Source organism: Rhizobium bangladeshense, assembly GCF_001662075.1.
GTDB classification, from domain to species: Bacteria; Pseudomonadota; Alphaproteobacteria; order Rhizobiales; family Rhizobiaceae; genus Rhizobium; species Rhizobium bangladeshense_B.
On sequence record NZ_LYPL01000026.1, the window covers coordinates 18670 to 35825 of the forward strand.

15 protein-coding genes and 1 pseudogene are annotated in these 17156 nt (G+C 61.2%); 6 read left to right on the top strand and 10 right to left on the bottom strand.

Annotated elements, in window-relative coordinates; genetic code table 11:
• Positions 1-12: 12 nt before the first annotated feature.
• Together A7X77_RS30070 and A7X77_RS30075 are read right to left on the bottom strand one after the other, a co-directional pair.
• Entirely contained in the window at positions 13-351 is a 339-nt protein-coding gene (locus A7X77_RS30070) for a TIGR01244 family sulfur transferase (protein ID WP_064686469.1), read from the bottom strand.
• Positions 352-418: 67 nt separating this feature from the next.
• A complete protein-coding gene (locus A7X77_RS30075) occupies positions 419-1261 on the bottom strand; it encodes a DUF4432 family protein (RefSeq protein WP_064686470.1) in 843 nt (280 codons plus the stop codon).
• Between the two features lie 257 nt (positions 1262-1518).
• Here A7X77_RS30075 and A7X77_RS30080 point away from each other — a divergent pair, with 257 nt between their 5' ends.
• Positions 1519-2919 (top strand): L,D-transpeptidase, encoded by a 1401-nt coding sequence (locus A7X77_RS30080; protein ID WP_064686471.1) that lies wholly within the window; start codon positions 1519-1521, stop codon positions 2917-2919.
• A 71-nt stretch (positions 2920-2990) separates the two neighbouring features.
• On the opposite strand, the gene A7X77_RS30085 is transcribed toward A7X77_RS30080, so the two are convergent.
• From A7X77_RS30085 to A7X77_RS30110, 6 genes are all read right to left on the bottom strand, one after another.
• Positions 2991-3689: a ParA family protein gene (locus A7X77_RS30085; RefSeq protein ID WP_064686472.1), complete on the bottom strand. Its 699-nt coding sequence runs from the start codon at positions 3687-3689 to the stop codon at positions 2991-2993.
• A gap of 232 nt (positions 3690-3921) precedes the next feature.
• Positions 3922-5073, bottom strand: a complete 1152-nt coding sequence (locus tag A7X77_RS30090; protein WP_064686473.1) for an iron-containing alcohol dehydrogenase — start codon at positions 5071-5073, stop codon at positions 3922-3924.
• The gene (locus A7X77_RS30095; RefSeq protein WP_064686474.1) at positions 5070-6455 is read right to left on the bottom strand and encodes an aldehyde dehydrogenase family protein; all 1386 of its coding nucleotides are present in this window, start codon (positions 6453-6455) and stop codon (positions 5070-5072) included. Before A7X77_RS30095 ends, A7X77_RS30090 begins: the two co-directional genes overlap by 4 nt.
• 202 nt (positions 6456-6657) lie before the next feature.
• Positions 6658-8025 carry a glutamine synthetase family protein gene (locus A7X77_RS30100; protein ID WP_064686475.1) on the bottom strand — a complete coding sequence of 456 codons (1368 nt, stop codon included), beginning with the start codon at positions 8023-8025 and terminating at the stop codon, positions 6658-6660.
• A gap of 142 nt (positions 8026-8167) precedes the next feature.
• Positions 8168-9724 carry an amino acid permease gene (locus A7X77_RS30105; RefSeq protein ID WP_064686483.1) on the bottom strand — a complete coding sequence of 519 codons (1557 nt, stop codon included), beginning with the start codon at positions 9722-9724 and terminating at the stop codon, positions 8168-8170.
• Between the two features lie 119 nt (positions 9725-9843).
• Positions 9844-10614 carry an N-formylglutamate amidohydrolase gene (locus A7X77_RS30110; RefSeq protein WP_064686476.1) on the bottom strand — a complete coding sequence of 257 codons (771 nt, stop codon included), beginning with the start codon at positions 10612-10614 and terminating at the stop codon, positions 9844-9846.
• Between the two features lie 170 nt (positions 10615-10784).
• Here A7X77_RS30110 and A7X77_RS30115 point away from each other — a divergent pair, with 170 nt between their 5' ends.
• The 5 genes from A7X77_RS30115 (at position 10785) to A7X77_RS30135 (ending at position 15773) form a co-directional block, all read left to right on the top strand.
• On the top strand, positions 10785-11657 hold the full coding sequence (locus tag A7X77_RS30115) for a MurR/RpiR family transcriptional regulator (protein WP_064686477.1): 873 nt from the start codon (positions 10785-10787) through the stop codon (positions 11655-11657).
• Positions 11658-11845: 188 nt separating this feature from the next.
• Positions 11846-12949 (top strand): ABC transporter substrate-binding protein, encoded by a 1104-nt coding sequence (locus tag A7X77_RS30120; protein WP_064686478.1) that lies wholly within the window; start codon positions 11846-11848, stop codon positions 12947-12949.
• Between the two features lie 71 nt (positions 12950-13020).
• Positions 13021-13914, top strand: coding sequence for an ABC transporter permease (locus A7X77_RS30125; protein ID WP_064686484.1), 894 nt, complete (start codon positions 13021-13023; stop codon positions 13912-13914).
• Positions 13911-14699, top strand: coding sequence for an ABC transporter permease (locus A7X77_RS30130; RefSeq protein ID WP_064686479.1), 789 nt, complete (start codon positions 13911-13913; stop codon positions 14697-14699). Before A7X77_RS30125 ends, A7X77_RS30130 begins: the two co-directional genes overlap by 4 nt.
• 12 nt (positions 14700-14711) lie before the next feature.
• On the top strand, positions 14712-15773 hold the full coding sequence (locus A7X77_RS30135) for an ABC transporter ATP-binding protein (protein WP_064686480.1): 1062 nt from the start codon (positions 14712-14714) through the stop codon (positions 15771-15773).
• 246 nt (positions 15774-16019) lie between these two features.
• Here the strand turns inward: A7X77_RS30135 and A7X77_RS30140 are convergent, their stop codons facing one another.
• On the bottom strand, positions 16020-17021 hold the full coding sequence (locus tag A7X77_RS30140) for an ABC transporter ATP-binding protein (RefSeq protein WP_064686481.1): 1002 nt from the start codon (positions 17019-17021) through the stop codon (positions 16020-16022).
• A gap of 10 nt (positions 17022-17031) precedes the next feature.
• Positions 17032-17156, bottom strand: a pseudogene (locus A7X77_RS33265) (gfo/Idh/MocA family oxidoreductase); the annotation flags it as partial.

Sequence of the window (17156 nt, forward strand, 5' to 3'; positions counted from 1 at the left end):
CCGGGACCGGGCCTAGCTGCGGATATGGTGGGTCTTCTGGTAGATCGCCGTCGAGCGGGCGCCGGAACGGCAATAGCCGAGCATCGGCCGTGGGAATTCGTCGAGCGCATCGACCATGCCCTGCACCGCCTCCTCGGTCACGCCCATCGGGCCAACAGGCACATGGGTGATCTCGAGGCCGAGTTCCCGCGCGCGCGCCTCGATGACCGAGAACGAGGTCTGATCCGGGCTCTCATGGTCGGGGCGGTGGCAGACGATCGATTTGAACCCCAGCGCCTTGATCTGGTCGAGGTCCTCGAGCGTGATCTGGCCCGAAACCGAATATTCATCGTCGATCTGGCGAATATCCATCGTCCTGTCTCCTCATAAATCCTGGGCTGAAGGTCTACGACGGAGGCCGGCGAGCGTCAACAACACTTCACTCACGGAAGGCGAAGGTCAGCACGTAGCTGCGGCTTCCGCCGGGCTCCAGCATATTGAATTCGCCGGCCGTCTCGAGCTCGTCACGCAACACCCAGCGATGCGAGACCGGCTCGATTCCGATGATATGGGCCGGCGGCTTCTGGTTCCGCCAGACCTGCAGATAGGGCAGCGTATCGGCGCCGAAGCGCACACTGAGCGTCCTGCCACCGATCGAGGCGATCGGCCCGAGACGGACCTCCGCCAGGCCCGCCTCCGTCGCCGGCGCCGGCACGCAGAAGATACCGCCCGGCTCCTCGCCGAATGCCCAGGGGAAACCGCCATTCTCCATCATTCGCCCTTCGAGCCGCGTGCCCTCGTCCAGCCATTTGCCGCCGGTGTTGATGTGATACATCAGGAAGGTCGGAACCGTCCGGTCGCTGATATTGACGACCCTGTCCTCGAGCCGCACTTCGCCGGTCGCCCCGTCGATCCGCCAGATCCGCTCGATGCGCTGCGGCAGTCCCTCGACGGTTACAAGGTCGATGTCGGCGCGGCATTCGGCATTGCCGTGCTCGTATTTCGTCCACAGCACCCTGGCTGCATTGCCGGAGGCCGATCCATGCAGCGGATAGACCTTGCCGTCGGCCCGGCCGGCAATCGGCTGGCGATGGCGGATATGATCCGGCCCGCAGGTGAAGAGGAAGCCTTCGAGCGAGTGATCGATTCGCGGATCGCCGTCATCGGGAATGGCCCGCTTCGGGGCGATGTCGACGCCTTCGACGATACATCCTGCGATATCCAGCACCGATGTTTCATCGAGCATCAGGCGCGGCCCGCTTGCGGCGGCAAATTCGATCATCTCGGGGGCTCCTCGGGGTTTTATCGGCCGCCGTAGGGTTAGGTTTCGCGCTGCCATTCGTCAATCCGCGCCGTTTCGATCTTGTGTTTTTGCCGCAACCATGGATTTTGCGGAACTGACGCAGAGACGCAAACGTTTATGAGTAAAAGGAAATCTTAGTGATTTTCATATTTTGTTCAGCACGGTTTCATAAATTCCACACTAGCGTCAAAATTTGCGGGTGTGTGTCGGCCCAGTCACTGTTCGAGGTGTGAGACGTGAATCGCTTTTTGAAGTCGGCATTTTCGCTGGCGGCCCTGCTGGGAGCCTTTGCGGCTGCAGCACCAGAAGCCGGCGCGCAGCAGTTTCGTGACCGCCGGCAGAGCGACGTCGTCCTGGTCACGCCAACCGGCGAAATTCTCGACTATGTCCCGCGCGGCTATATCTACGCCCGCGACCGCAGCGGCAACCGCGTGCTGATCGACGACTACGGCAATGTCGTCGCCACCGAGATGCGCGCCCGCGGCTACTACCCGCCGCAGCCCGGTCCGCGCGACGTCTACGCCGATCAGAACGGCAACGATCCCTATTATTCCGACGACAATTCCTATGGCGATACGCGTTATTCCGAACGCGGAGCCGTCACCGGCGGCATTCCGCGCGACGCTGCGATCGAACGCCTGCCGCTCGGCGAGGAGCCCTTTCCTGACGACAACAGCATCGGCAATCCGCAGTCGGGCGACGATTACGCCTCGATCGATCCCGATCAGCAGTTTCCGCCTGCCGACGCGCCCACGGCCGCACCCGACGAACCCGTGATCACGCTGAAGAACAAGTCGAAGCCTGAGATCGTAGCGCTGCAGGTCTTCCTCGACCGCGCGGGCATCTCGCCCGGCGTCATCGATGGCCATATGGGCTCGAACGTCACCAAGTCGATCTATGCCTACGATCAGATGACCGGCTCGAAGCTCGACCCGAACGATACCGACGCCATTCTGGAAGAACTGCGCATGAACGGCGGTCTGCCGATCGTCAGCTACACGATTACGCCCGCTGATGCCGCGGGCCCCTTCGTCGCGGAGATCCCGGAAGACTATTCGCATAAGGCTCTGCTGCCGTCGCTGGCCTATACATCGACCACCGAAATGCTGGCTGAGCGTTTCCACATGGACGAGGCCTTCCTCAAGGAGATGAACCCCGGCGCCGATTTCAGCGTCCCCGGCACCGTCATCAAGGTCGTCAACCCGGGCGATCCGAAGAGCGGCGAGGTTGCCCGCATCGTCGCCGACAAAGGCCGCAAGCAGGTCTTCGCCTATGATGGCGCCGGCAATCTCATTGCCGCCTATCCTGCCTCGATCGGCTCCACCGACACGCCCTCGCCGTCGGGCACCGTGACGGTCGAGCGCATCGCATTCAATCCCGGCTATACCTACAATCCGAAGATCAATTTCCAGCAGGGTGCCAACGACAAGATCCTCAACATTCCCCCGGGTCCGAACGGCCCCGTCGGCACCGTCTGGATGGCACTTTCCAAGCCGACCTACGGCATCCACGGCACGCCGGAGCCCTCCAAGATCGGCCGCACCCAGAGCCACGGCTGCATCCGCCTGACCAACTGGGACGCGACCGAACTCGCCAAGATGGTCAAGCCGGGCGTGACGGTGGAATTCGTCGATTGATCTCTATTGCTGCAATGTGAAAAAGCCGCCGGATCGCTCCGGCGGCCTTTTTCGTTTCATCGCAGGGATAATCAGGCGGCCGTCGCCATGCGGGCCGAGGCCGGCAGCCGGATCGGCAGCTTGCGCATCATTTCCTCGGCGAAACAGGTGGCGTTCTCTCGCGCCTTGTCCAGGTTGCTGACGCGCGCGAGGTCGATCGTGTGCAGCGTGCCGCCGCAGTCGAAGATGTCGCGGAAGGCCGAGCGTTCGATGATCGCAGTGTCGAGCACCGGCACGTGCCGCTCGCTGAGCAGCGACTTGACGAGTTGCAGCGCCCGGGTCGTCACCATCGAATTGACGCGGGTCAACACCACCGAATGGCCGATCTTGATGCCCGCCTTCTCGTCCAGATATTGCAGCAGTTCGAGCACCTGTGCGCCGCCGCGCGCGTCCATCGCACAGCCCTGGATCGGGATCAGCACATGATCGGAAAGGCCGACGGCAGTGGCGAGCAGCGGATTGCGCGCACCCGGCAGGTCGACGATGAAATAGTCGGTATTGTGCTTGTTCTCGCTAATGTGCTGCGGCAGCGAGGCGGTGGTCACGAAATCGATCACCGAAACATTCGGCACGTGACCCGAGATTTCGTGCCAGCGCGAGATCCAGTGCTGCGGGTCGGCATCGAGAATGGTGACACGGAAACCCTTGCGGGCAAGCTCGGTCGCGAGCAGCAGAACAGCAGTCGTCTTGCCGGCGCCGCCCTTGGTGTTTGCGAATGTAATGACTGGCATGTTCGGTCCTCGGAAGGAAATGGTGCGAGCCGGAATCGCTCTTTTACGCACCATCGGAGAGCATCGTGCGGTTAATCCATCCTTTCTAATCATGGTTAACAAATTCTTAACACGCGCGGCAAAATTGCAGCCGGTATTTTTCACATCCCTAAAATTCAGAATGTCCCCGAAATGAAAAGGCGCGGGAAGCCAAGGCTTTCCGGGCCAATCCTCGGGTCCGCTCTCTATGGTCTCAAAAGCAATCCCTGAACAGCGCCCTGGTGTTTTCGAGCGTCATGGCAACCGGGTTGCCGCCGGCACTCGGATCCTCGATCGCCATGGCCGACAATTCGTCGATGCGGTCGGGGGCGATTCCCATTGCCGTCAGCGTTTCCGGCACGCCGAGTTCGGAGCGAAGCTTCAACACATAATCATAGAAGCCGTCGAAGCCGCCCGAAATGCCGAGATAGGCGGCCGCGCGGCCGATCTTCTCCTCGATCGCCTTGCGGTTGAAGCGCAGCACCGCCGGCATGACAACCGCATTGGTCATGCCGTGATGGGTGTTGTAGACGGCGCCGATCGGGTGCGACAGCGCATGAATGGCGCCGAGACCCTTCTGGAAGGCGACCGCGCCCATGGCTGCGGCTGCCATCATATTGGCACGGGCTTCGAGATCGGTGCCTTCCCGATAGGCGCGCGGCAGGAATTCCTTGACGAGCCGCATGCCCTCCAGCGCGATGCCTGCTGACATCGGATGATAGAAGGGCGAGGAATAGGCCTCCAGGCAATGGGCGAAGGCATCCATGCCGGTGCCGGCGGTGATGATCTTCGGCATGCCGACCGTCAGTTCCGGATCGGAGATGACGACTCCAGGCAGGAACTTCGGATGGAAGATGATCTTCTTCACATGCGTTTCGGAATTGGTGATGACGCTGGCGCGGCCGACTTCCGAACCGGTGCCCGCTGTTGTCGGCACCGCGACGATCGGCGCAATGCCCTCGAGGCTCGCCCGCGTCCACCAATCGCCGATATCCTCGAAATCCCAGACCGGCCGCGTCTGGCCGGCCATGAAGGCGACGCACTTGCCAAGGTCGAGGCCCGAGCCGCCGCCGAAGGCGACAACACCGTCATGGCCGCCATCCTTGAAAGCCTTGACGCCGGCTTCGAGGTTCTTCTCGTTGGGGTTCGGATCGACATCGGCGAAGATCGCCCGGCCGAGGCCGGCATCTTCGAGGATGTCGAGTGCGTTCTTGGTGATCGCCATCGAGGCAAGGCCGCGGTCGGTGATCAGCAGCGGCTTCTTTATGCCGAGGCTCTTGCAGGCGTCGGCCAGTTCGCTGATGCGGCCCCGGCCGAGCTTAACGGACGTGGGATAGCTCCAGTTTGCGGTGATGTTGCTGCTCATGCTGTGACCTTCTTGAGATGATAGGATTTCGGACGGGTCAGATTCTGGAAGCCGATGATCGACAGCGAGCCGCCGCGGCCGGTTTCCTTGACGCCGGTCCAGCAGAGCGCCGGATCGAGGTAGTCCGCGCGGTTCATGAAAACGGTGCCAGTTTCGATCTCGCGGCCGAGACTCCCTGCCCGCTCGGCATCTTTGGTCCAGAGCGAAACCGTCAGCCCGTATTGGCTGTCGTTCATCAAGGCGAGTGCCTCCTCGTCGCTCCGCACCTTCATGATACCGACCGCCGGGCCGAAGGTCTCCTCGCGCATGAAGGCCATGGAGTGGTCGACATCGACGAGGATCTGCGGTGCGAGATAGGCGCCGCCGTCATCCTGTGGGAAAAGCTTCGGGTCGACCAGCGCCTTTGCGCCCTTGGAAACCGCATCGGCGATCTGCTCGCGCACCACCTTGGCAAAACGCTTGTTCGCCATCGGCCCCAGCGAAGTCTCGGGATCGAGCGGGTTGCCAAGCTTGTAGTTCGACACCCAGGCGACCGATTTTTCGACGAAGGCATCGTAGAGGGATTCGTGCACATAGATGCGTTCGATGCCGCAGCAGCACTGGCCCGAATTGTAGGTGGCGCCGTCCATCAGCGTATCGACGGCCGCCTCGAGATCGGCGTCCTCCATGACGTAACCCGGATCCTTGCCGCCGAGTTCGAGGCCAAGCCCGGTGAAGGTACCGGCAGCCGCCCGCTCCATCGACCGCCCGCCTTCGACCGATCCGGTGAAGTTGACGAAATTGAAGCTGCCGGCGGCAATCAGCGCCGAGGTCGTTTCGTGATCGAGGAAGACGTTCTGGAACACGTCCTCTGGAACGCCGACCTCGGTAAAGGCCTGCACCAGCCGCTCGCCGACCAGCAGCGTCTGCGAGGCATGTTTCAGCACCACGGTGTTACCGGCCATCAGCGCCGGCGCGATCGTGTTGATCGCCGTCATATAGGGATAGTTCCACGGCGCGACGACGAAGACGACGCCATGCGCCTCGCGCTCGATGCGGCGCTCGAACCGCTCGCTTTCCTCGACGACAAGGGGCGCCAGCGCATCGGCCGCGATCGAAGCGACATAGTTGGAGCGCTCGTTGAAGCCCTTATATTCGCCGCCATACTTGACCGGCCGGCCCATCTGCCAGGCAAGCTCCGGCACGACGGTGTCGGACATCTCGTTCAGCCGCGCGGCACCCTTCAGCACCAGCTGCACACGCTCTTCGAGCGGCCGTTTCGCCCAGGCCTTCTGCGCCTTGCGGGCCCGCAAAACAGCTTCCTTGGCAGCGTCGAGCGAAAGCGCCGGACGCTCCGCGTAAACCGATCCGTCGACCGGTGAAATGCATTGGATCATTGCCATGATCGATTTCCGTCCTCGTATTGATTCAAAAATTCCGTCGGGGCCGTAGCCCCTCATCCGCCTGCCGGCGCCTTCTCCCCGCTCGCGGGGCGAAGGGTTATGCCGCACCGTTTTCTGAACTATCAAGCGATCCGTGTGGCAAGTCCCCTCTCCCCGCGTGCGGGGAGAGGGTTAGGGTGAGGGGCAAGCCCACAAATGCCTATTAAGCTCTTTCGAAACCCCGCGCCACTTCCCAATCGGTGATGCGGCGGTCGTATTCTTCCTGCTCCCATTCGGCGGCACGGGTGTAATGGTCGATCACCTCGTCGCCGAAGGCTTTGCGCAGCATTGCCGATTCCGTCATCGCCGTCGTCGCCGCGCGCAACGTGCGCGGGATTTCGCGAATATCCTTGCCGCCATAGGCGTCGCCGACGAAGGGAGCTTCCAGCTCCAGCTTGTTCTCGATGCCGTCGATGCCGGCGGCAAGCAGCGCGGCGAAGGCGAGATACGGATTGAGATCGGAGCCGCCGACGCGGCATTCGATGCGGATGCCCTTGGTTTCCTCGCCGCAGAGGCGGTAGCCGGCAGTGCGATTGTCCTTGCTCCAGATCGCCTTGGTCGGCGCGAAGGTGCCGGCCATGAAGCGCTTGTAGGAGTTGATGTAGGGCGCCAGGAAATAGGTGATCTCGCTGGCGTGGGCGAGAAGCCCGGCAACGTAATTATGCATCAGCGGCGACATGCCGTATTTGCCGGTATGGTCGAAGAACAGCGGCTTCTCCTCCAGGCTCCAGAGCGACTGGTGGATATGCGAGGAACTGCCGGCGGCATTGTAGTTCCACTTGGCAAGGAAGGTGATGGCCTTGCCTTTCGACCAGGCGATTTCCTTGCAGCCGTTCTTGATGATCGCATGCCGGTCGGCCATGGCGAGCGCATCGGCATAGCGCACATTGATCTCCTCCTGGCCGGCGGAAGCTTCTCCCTTGGAGTTTTCGACCGGAATGCCCGCACCCTGCAGCCCGGTGCGGATCGCCCGCATCACCTCTTCCTCCTTGGTGGTCTGGAAGATGTGGTAGTCCTCGTTATAGGCGCTGGCGAGCTTCAGATTGCGGTAGCCCGACGCGTGAGCGGCCTCGTAGCTTTGGTCGAACAGGAAGAATTCGAGCTCGGAAGCCATGTAGGCCTTCATGCCCATATCTTCGAGGCGTTTCACCTGCTTCTTCAGGATCGCCCGCGGCGAATGGGCCACTTCCTCGTGGGTGTGATGGTCGAGCACGTCGCAGAGCACCAGCGCTGTGCCTCCGAGCCAGGGAATGCGGCGCAGCGTCGCCAGATCCGGCTTCATCGTATAATCGCCATAGCCCTTTTCCCAGCTGGTCGCCTTGTAGCCGGAGACCGTCTCCATCTCCATGTCGGTGGCGATCAGATAGTTGCAGCTGTGCGTTTCCTTCCAGGCGCTCTCGACAAAATATTCCGCCTGGAACCGCTTGCCCATCAACCGGCCCTGCATGTCCACCTGGCAGGCGAGAACCGTATCGATGCGCCCCTCGGCAACATCCTTCCTGAGATCGTCGATTGTGTAGCTGCTGCTCATGATTGGTCCGCCTGAACTGGGATTGAGAAAATCGGGCAACGAAATCGCATGCGCTCGACCGAACACTGCGGCCCGATGCCATTTCGTTGCCCGGTGGCTGGGCCGCGAAGGCGGCCCAGCCATTAAGAGGAAGCCTCGATTCCTAGCGTTCGCCGCTTTCGCCGACAGCCGCTTCGGCTGCAGCGATTTCCGCCTGGCGCTTTGCCACTTCGGCGCCGATCGGCGGGCCCTTGAAGCGGCGGCTCTCGAAGCCGAACCAGACGATCCCGGTGACCACGAGGAAGCCGACGGTGATATAGAGCGCCCACTCGTTCGGCGGCTGGATCCCGAGAATGAAGATCAGCACCATTGCGATGATCGTCAGGACGGCAAAGAGCTTGAAGACACCCTCGCCGAGGTTCCACGGACCCATCTTGTCCCACTTCGATGTACCCCAGGCGAAGAGGCCGAGCGTGATCGGGATCGCGAAGGAGAAGAACAGGAAGATGACCGTGCACGACACGACGATCGTATAGACCGGCGTTTCGCCGATCGTAACGAGCGAAGAGCCCCAGACGAACAGCACCGACAGGATCGAGCCGGTCCAAATCGCAGCAACCGGCGTGCGGTACTGCGGGCTGACCTTGGAAAGTGCCTTTGATGCCGGCAGACCGCCGTCACGCGAGAAGGCGAAGATCATTCGGGAAACCGAGGTGACGGTCGCAAGGCCACACAGCCATTGGCTGACGAAGATCGCGAGATAGATGATATCCTTGACGATGGGGTTCACCTGGCTGTCCATCGCCCAGAAAAACACGTTCCAGCCCTGTTTGGCCGCATCGTCCATATTCGGCAGCATGAGGACGAAGGCGCACAGCATGATGTAGCCGAAAAGCGCCGACCAGAGGACCGACGACACCATGCCGCGCGGCACCGAATGGGCGGCCTTGACCGTCTCTTCCGACGTATGCGCCGAAGCATCATAGCCGGTGATGGTGTAGATCGGCAGCAGCAGGCCAAGAAGGAAGACCCAGACGCCCGAGTTCGACGGCCAGACATTGCCGCCGGCTTCGCCGGAATAGTTGGCGAAGGTGAAGAGGCGGCCGAATTCATAGGAAGGCGCCGCGAGCAGGCAGACGACCGCCAGCGCTATGGCGGTTGCGAAAATCAGGTAACCCGAGAAGTCTGTCAGCTTTGCGGTCAGCCCGATGCCCATATGGTTCACGAGTGCCTGCGCGCCGGTGATGATCACCAGGAAGACGATCCGCACCGTGATGGTGTCCGTCAGCCCGAGATAGGTCGTGCCGAAGGAGCCCATGAAGAAGTAATAAGTGCCGACGTTGATCGCGCCAAGCACGGTGACGAGGCCGAGCAGGTTGAACCAGGCGGTCAGCCAGCCGGTGAAGCGGTTACCCAGAATCGAACCCCAGTGATACAGGCCGCCGGCCGTCGGATAGGCAGAGCTGATCTGCGCCATGGCGACGGCGAAGACGAGCGAGATGAAGCAGCCGAGCGGCCAGCCAATGCCGATGGCCGCGCCGCCGGCGCCCGAAGTCGCCTGAGCCAGCGAATTGATGCCGCCGGAAAGAATGCAGATGATGGAGAATGATACGGCGAAATTCGAGAATGAACTCATTCGCCGTTCGAGTTCCTGGGCATAGCCCATGGAATGCAGGATGTGCACGTCCTGCTTCCTGTCCAGTTCGGTATAGTCCGACATGACTTCCCCCTGTTCACGACCGGCCGCGGGATTGCTGGCCGGTTCAGTGCCAATTGTCCGCAGCATTTTCGCCAGGCGGACGTCCGCAGTTAAACTGCTCCCTCGGGTCTTCTTTTTTATCAGGCGTCCAGGCTTTGCTGGAGCAGCCCTTTTAGATAGTCGGCCATGACCCCTTGGCCGACATCGTCTGAAATGAGGTCGTTGCGGACCTCGATCATTACATTGCGCAAGCCGTTCGAAAGCCCGTGCAGGATCAGCGTGTGGGTCACGCCATCCTCGGGTCCGTAAGGCTGGTTGCGTTCCGTCCTGTAGAGCGGCGCCCCGGCGGCGGCGTCCAGCATGCGGTCGGCAAGCCGGCTGTCCTCGTCGTGCAATACGCCGAGTTCCACGGCACGTTCTCGGCCGTGATAAACCGGTGTGAAGCTATGGATCGTCACGATGACGCTGTCCTGCCCCCTCGCCCGGCGATCGCGGATCAGCCCGCGAACGGCGTCGTGAAAGGGCACGTAGAGGGCGTCGGTGCGCGCAAGCTTTTCCTCGGCGGTCAGATCCTTATTGCCGGGAATGGCATAGATCTCGCTTTTTTCAGGCATGGCGCCTGGCGAGCTCGGCGGCCGATTGCAATCGTAGATGAGCCGGGAGAAACGCTGGTAGACGAGTGTTGCATCGAGCCCCTGCGATATGCCGCGGGCGACCGAAAGCGCCCCCGGATCCCATGCAATATGGCTCGCGAGCGCTTCACCTGGCAGGCCAAGATTGCCGAATTGGACGGGAAGCGTGTTTGAAGCATGCTCACAGACGAGAAGCACCGGGCTCCGGCCGCCGGTGCGCTCGATCCCGACGCAATCGCCGTCGGCTTCACTGAGGATTTTCGGCCGGGCCAGCACCAAAGGCGCCACTCCTTAACAAATTCCTTATAAGAAAAGAATTCTTCAGGTTCCGACGAGTGTCAAGCATTCTCTGAAAATTTCTTTTCATGACAGTAGTTGACATGGATTGTGACAGCGTTGTTAACTTCGATTGGGAAAATGGCGCCAGACCATCCCGGGGAGCAGATTAGGTGACAGTTGCGTCGAAGACCGTTTCGGACGTCATACACTCGCATTTCGGGCTGTTGACGCGTGCAGAAAAGCAACTGGCCGAAAGCCTTCTCGACAATTATCCGGTCTCCGGTCTCGGCAGCATAACCACCATCGCCGAGAATGCCGGCGTCTCGACGCCGACCGTCGTGCGCATGGTGCAGAAGCTCGGCTTTAAGGGATATCCCGACTTTCAGGCACATCTGCATCTGGAGGTGGAGGCGACGATCTCCAACCCCATCGCCAAGCACGACCGCTGGGCGCAGAACGCGCCAGGCACCCATATCCTCAACCGTTTCGCCGATGCCATCATGGGTAATCTGCGCCAGACGCTGAGCGATCTCGATACGGCGACCTTCGACAGCGTCGCCTCGCTGCTCTCCAACCGCAAGCGCGGCCTCTATTTCGTCGGCGGCCGCATCACCGGCGCGCTTGCCGAATATTTCTTCACCCATATGCAGGTGATTCGGCCGGCAACGACGTTGCTGTCATCCAATTCCAGCAGCTGGCCGCAATATGTCCTCAACATGAATGCCGGCGACATTCTGATTATCTTCGACATCCGCCGCTACGAGCAGGAGATGGTGAGCCTCGCCACCGCCGCCCGAAAGCGCGGCGCCGAAATCGTCGTTTTCACCGATCAATGGGGTTCACCCGCCGCCAAACTTGCCCGCCACACCTTCCGCGTCCGGATCGAAGCGCCCTCGGCCTGGGATTCCTCCGTCGTCACTCTCTTCATCGTCGAGGCGCTGATCGAGGCCGTTCAGAACTCCACCTGGGATGAGACGAAGGAACGCATGAAGACACTGGAGGGCTTGTTCGAGCAGACCAAACTCTTCCGCAAACCGGGCTAGGAGGACAAGATCAAGGGAGGAAAAACAATGGCGGATTTTTGCGGAAACAGACCGCGCTGACGCAGATGAAACATCTGTCACAAGCGCCTGCTATTCATGCAAAACCACCGTCATGCAGCCGTCACACAAGCTTCATGTAAGCTCATTAACAGCATCGCCAGACACTGAAAACCCGAAGGAGAACAACAGTGATCTCTAACATTTCTCGACTGCTGTCGCTTTCTACTGCGATCATCGTGGCTTCGACCGCGATTGCCGCAGCTGAACCGAGCGCAGAACTGATCGCCGCTGCCAAGAAGGAAGGCACGCTGACCACGATCGCTCTTCCGCACAGCTGGTGCGGCTATGGTGATGTTATCGCCGGCTTCAAGGCCAAGTACGGTATCGAAGTCAATGAGTTGAACCCGGACGCAAGCTCGGGCGACGAAATCGAAGCGATCAAGGCCAATAAGGGCAACACCGGCCCGCAGGCCCCCGATGTCATCGACGTCGGCCTCTCCTTCGGCCCGTCCGCCAAGAAAGACGGCCTGATCCAGCCTTACAAGGTTTCTACCTGGGATTCGATCCCGGATAGCGCCAAGGATGCCGAAGGATACTGGTACGGCGACTATTACGGCGTTCTGTCGTTCCTCGTGAACAAGGACCTGGTCAAGGAATCGCCGGCCGACTGGGCAGATCTGAAGAAGAGCGACTATGCAAACAGCGTCGCGCTCGCAGGTGATCCGCGCAGTGCCAACCAGGCTGTTCAGGGCGTTTATGCAGCTGGTCTTTCCGCATCCGGCGGTGACGCCGCCAAGGCGGGCGAAGAGGGTCTGAAGTTCTTCGCCGAGCTCAACAAGAACGGCAATTTCGTGCCTGTCGTCGGCAAGGCTGCTCCCTTCGCACAGGGCTCCACGCCGATCATCATCGCCTGGGACTACAACGCAATGTCCTGGGGCGAAAGCCTGAAGGGCAACCCACCGTTCGAAGTCGTCGTCCCGAAGACCGGCGTCGTTGCCGGCGTCTACGTTCAGGCGATTTCCGCCTTCGCTCCGCATCCGAATGCTGCCAAGCTCTGGATGGAATATCTCTATTCCGACGAAGGTCAGCTTGGCTGGCTGAAGGGCTATTGCCACCCGATCCGCTTCAACGATCTTGCCAAGAACAACAAGATCCCGAAGGAACTGCTCGACAAGCTGCCGCCGGCAGCAGCTTACGAAAAGGCTGTCTTCCCGACGCTCGAAGAGCAGGCCGCCGGCAAGGAAACCATCACCAAGAACTGGGATAGCGTCGTCGGCGCCAACGTTAAGTAAACTCCGATCCTGCCTCCCCGCCCCAAAGGCGGGGAGGTTTTCTCACTCCGATGCCCCAGGATGAGCTTTTCATGAGTACCGTTTCAACGCCGATGGTGAGCAGCGCCCTCTTGATCAACAAAGACCGCGTGATCGACTGGCTGGGCATTGCACCCTTCATCATTTTTTCTCTGCTGTTCCTGATCATCCCGACGCTCTATCTCGTGGTGGGCGCATTCCTGACGCCGGAGGGCGATTTCACGCTGAAGAATATCGGCGATCTCTTCACTCCATCGATCATGAGCGCCTACTGGATCAGTATCAAGGTCTCGGTGGCGTCCGCTCTCGGCGGCGCGGTGATCGGCTTCTTCCTCGCCTGGGCCGTCGTGCTTGGCGGCCTGCCCGCCTCGGTGCGCTCCACGCTGCTGACCTTTTCCGGCGTCGCCTCGAATTTCGCCGGCGTGCCGCTCGCCTTCGCCTTCCTGGCAACGCTCGGCCGCACCGGCCTCGTGACGGTGTTCCTCAGGGAATGGTTCGGTTTCAATCTCTACGGCACCGGCTTCAACCTGCTGTCCTTCTTCGGCCTCACCATCACCTATATGTATTTCCAGATCCCGCTGATGGTGCTGATCCTGACGCCGGCACTCGACGGCATGAAGAAGGAATGGCGCGAAGCCTCTGAGATTCTCGGCGCCACCAATCGCCAATACTGGACGATGGTTGCCCTGCCGATCCTCTGGCCGAGCCTGCTCGGTACCACGCTGCTGCTCTTCGCCAACGCCTTCGGCGCCATCGCTACTGCCTTCGCACTGACCGGCAGCTCGCTGAACATCGTGCCGATCCTGCTCTACGCGCAGATCCGCGGCGACGTTTTGCACAATCCCAACCTCGGTTACGCCATCGCCCTTGGCATGATCGTCATCACAGGCGTGTCCAACATCCTTTACCTCATGCTGCGCATGCGCGCCGAGAGGTGGCAGAAATGAAAGCTCAACGTCTTGGAGCCTGGATCGCCATCATTCTCGGCGCTTCCTATTTCATCATTCCGCTGATCGGCACCATCGAGTTTTCGCTGCGCATGCGCCGCGGTGAATACAGCCTGGATGCCTATGCATCAGTCTTCTCGGACATTCAGTTCCGCGAAACCTTCGGCTACTCCATGCTGATGGCGCTGCTGACCATCGTCTTCGGCATGCTGCTCGTGGTGCCGACGGCCTATTGGGTGCGGCTGCGCCTGCCTCAGATGCGCCCGGTCGTCGAATTCATCACGCTGATGCCGCTCGTCATTCCGGCGATCGTCATCGTCTTCGGCTATCTCAGAATGTACAACTCCTCGTCCTACCTGCCCTTGACGGGTTCGACGACCGGCACCAACGCCCTGCTGGTCTTCTCCTATATCACTCTGTCGCTACCCTACATGTACCGCGCCGTCGATACCGCCATGCGCGCCATCGACGTCCGCACGCTGACGGAGGCGGCCGAAAGCCTCGGCGCCCGCTGGACGACGATCATGTTCCGCTGCATCTTCCCGAACGTCATGAGCGGCGTGCTCTCCGGCGCCTTCATCACGCTTGCGATCGTCATGGGAGAGTTCACCTTCGCCGCCCTGCTCAACCGCCCGGCCTTCGGCCCCTACCTGCAGCTCGTCGGCGCCAACAAGGCCTATGAGCCTTCGGCACTCGCCGTCATCGCCTTCTCGATCACCTGGCTCAGCATGGGCCTGCTCAATCTCGTTTCCCGTTTCGGCAAAGCCCGCCCGGCAAAGGCTTAAGGTATCCGGCTCATGTCTTTTCTCACACTGAACAACCTCCAGAAATCCTTCGGCCCGGTCCAGGTGGTCAAGAATTTCAACATGAACATTGAGAAGGGCGAATTCATCTCCTTCCTCGGACCGTCGGGCTGCGGCAAGACGACCGTGCTGCGCATGATCGCCGGCTTCGAAACTCCGACCGGCGGCACGCTGACCATCAACGGCAAGGACCAGAGCGCGCTGAAGCCGAACCAGCGCAATATCGGCATGGTCTTCCAGGCCTACGCGCTGTTTCCCAACATGTCCGTGCACGACAATGTCGCCTTCGGCCTCAAGGTTGCCGGCGCGCCGAAGCCGGAGATCGACGCCCGCGTTAAGGAAATGCTCGGCCTGATCAAACTCGATCACCTGGCCGACCGCTACCCCTACCAGTTGTCAGGTGGCCAGCAGCAGCGCGTAGCACTTGCCCGCGCGCTCGCCGTCAAGCCGCAGGTGCTGCTGCTCGACGAGCCGCTGTCGGCCCTCGACGCCAAGATCCGCGTGTCGCTGCGCGAGGAAATCCGCCAGATCCAGCAGCAGCTCGGCATCACCACGGTTTTCGTCACCCACGACCAGGAAGAGGCGCTGTCGATCTCCGACCGCATCGTGGTGATGAATGCCGGCAAGGCCGATCAGATCGGCTCGCCCTTCGAGATCTACAACAAGCCGGCCACGCGTTTCGTCGCCTCCTTCGTCGGCACGCTGAACCTGATCGAGGCCAAGGTCGTCGATCCCGACGCCAACCTCATCCAGATCGGCGATCAGAAGATCACGCTGAAGCAGTCGGTCGCAGGCCACAAGGCCGGGGAAACGATCTCGCTGGCGCTGCGTCCGGAAGCAGGCTCCCTCTCCGACACCGCTAAAAGCGATACCGCACTGACCGGCCAGGTCGTCTCGGCTCACTTTCTCGGCTCGGTCATCCGAACCCGCATGAATGTCGGCGGCAACGTCATCTCCTTCGACATGTTCAACAGCCCAGGTGTGACCCCGCCGCAAGCCGGCGAAACCGTAACCCTCCGCTTCATGGCCGCCGACCTGCTGATCATCCGCGACTGATATTTTGCCGATACCGGACGAAGGCGCTGCCACGAATCTCTTCTCCCCAGCGGGGAGAAGGTGCCGGCAGGCGGATGAGGGGGCCACACGGCACAGCATTGATTGCCCTGCTCGCTCAGCACAACAATAACGAATGCTTTGCCGTGTGGCCCCCTCATCCGACCCTTCGGGCCACCTTCTCCCCGCTGGGGAGAAGAGGGAACCAAGCCGCCTGCCCATGGCTGAACGATTGATGTTTCAGATCCCTCAGCGGATCACCCGGTCGTCCGCATCGAAGCGATGCACGCGCGTCTGGTCCGGGGTCGCGTAGACGGTTTCGTCGGGTTCGTATTGATGCTCGCCGAACAGGCGCGCCGTCAGCAGGCCGCACTGCTCGGATTCCAAATAGATGATCGTGTCCGCGCCGAGATGCTCGACATGCACGACCTTCGCGGCCCAGGTGCCCTGCTCGCGCGACAGCGTCATATGTTCGGGGCGCACCCCGATCGTCTTGGCGCTGTGATCGCCGACCTTTTCGCCCGCAATGAAATTCATCTGCGGCGAACCGATGAAGCCGGCAACGAAGACATTGGCCGGGCGGTTGTAAAGCTCCATCGGCGAGCCGATCTGCTCGATCGTGCCGGCATTCAGCACCACGATCTTGTCGGCAAGTGTCATCGCCTCGACTTGGTCGTGCGTGACGTAGATCATCGTCGCCTTCAGGCTGCGATGCAGCCGAGCGATTTCGAGCCGGGTCTGGACGCGTAGCGCCGCATCGAGGTTCGACAGCGGCTCGTCGAACAGGAAGAGTTCCGGTTCGCGCACGATGGCGCGGCCGATGGCGACGCGCTGGCGCTGACCGCCGGAAAGCTCGGCCGGCCGCCGCGCCAGATAAGGCGCAAGCGACAGCATCCCCGACGCCTTGCCGACGCGCTTGTCGATCTCGTTCTTGGGCGTTCCCGCCTGCTTGAGGCCAAGCCCCATATTGTCCTTGACCGTCAGGTGCGGATAGAGCGCATAGGACTGGAATACCATCGCGATACCGCGCTTGGCCGGCGGCGTCAGCGTCTCGTCGCGGCCATTGATGACGACGGCGCCGGATGTCACATCCTCCAGGCCTGCAATACTGCGCAAGAGTGTCGATTTCCCGCAGCCGGACGGTCCGACGAAGATGACGAATTCGCCGTCCTCGACTTCGAGATCGATGCCTTTCAGCACCTCATGCGTGCCATAGGTCTTGCGGATGGATTTGAGTTGAAGCGATCCCACTGTCTTTCCCTTACAATCTGACCGGCTGGCCGGTGCGCACGCTCTCGTCGGCGGCAAGGCAGATGCGCAGCGACGCCACCGCATCCGCCATATGGCGGTCGAGGTTCAGATCCTCGCGGATCGCCCTCAGCATGA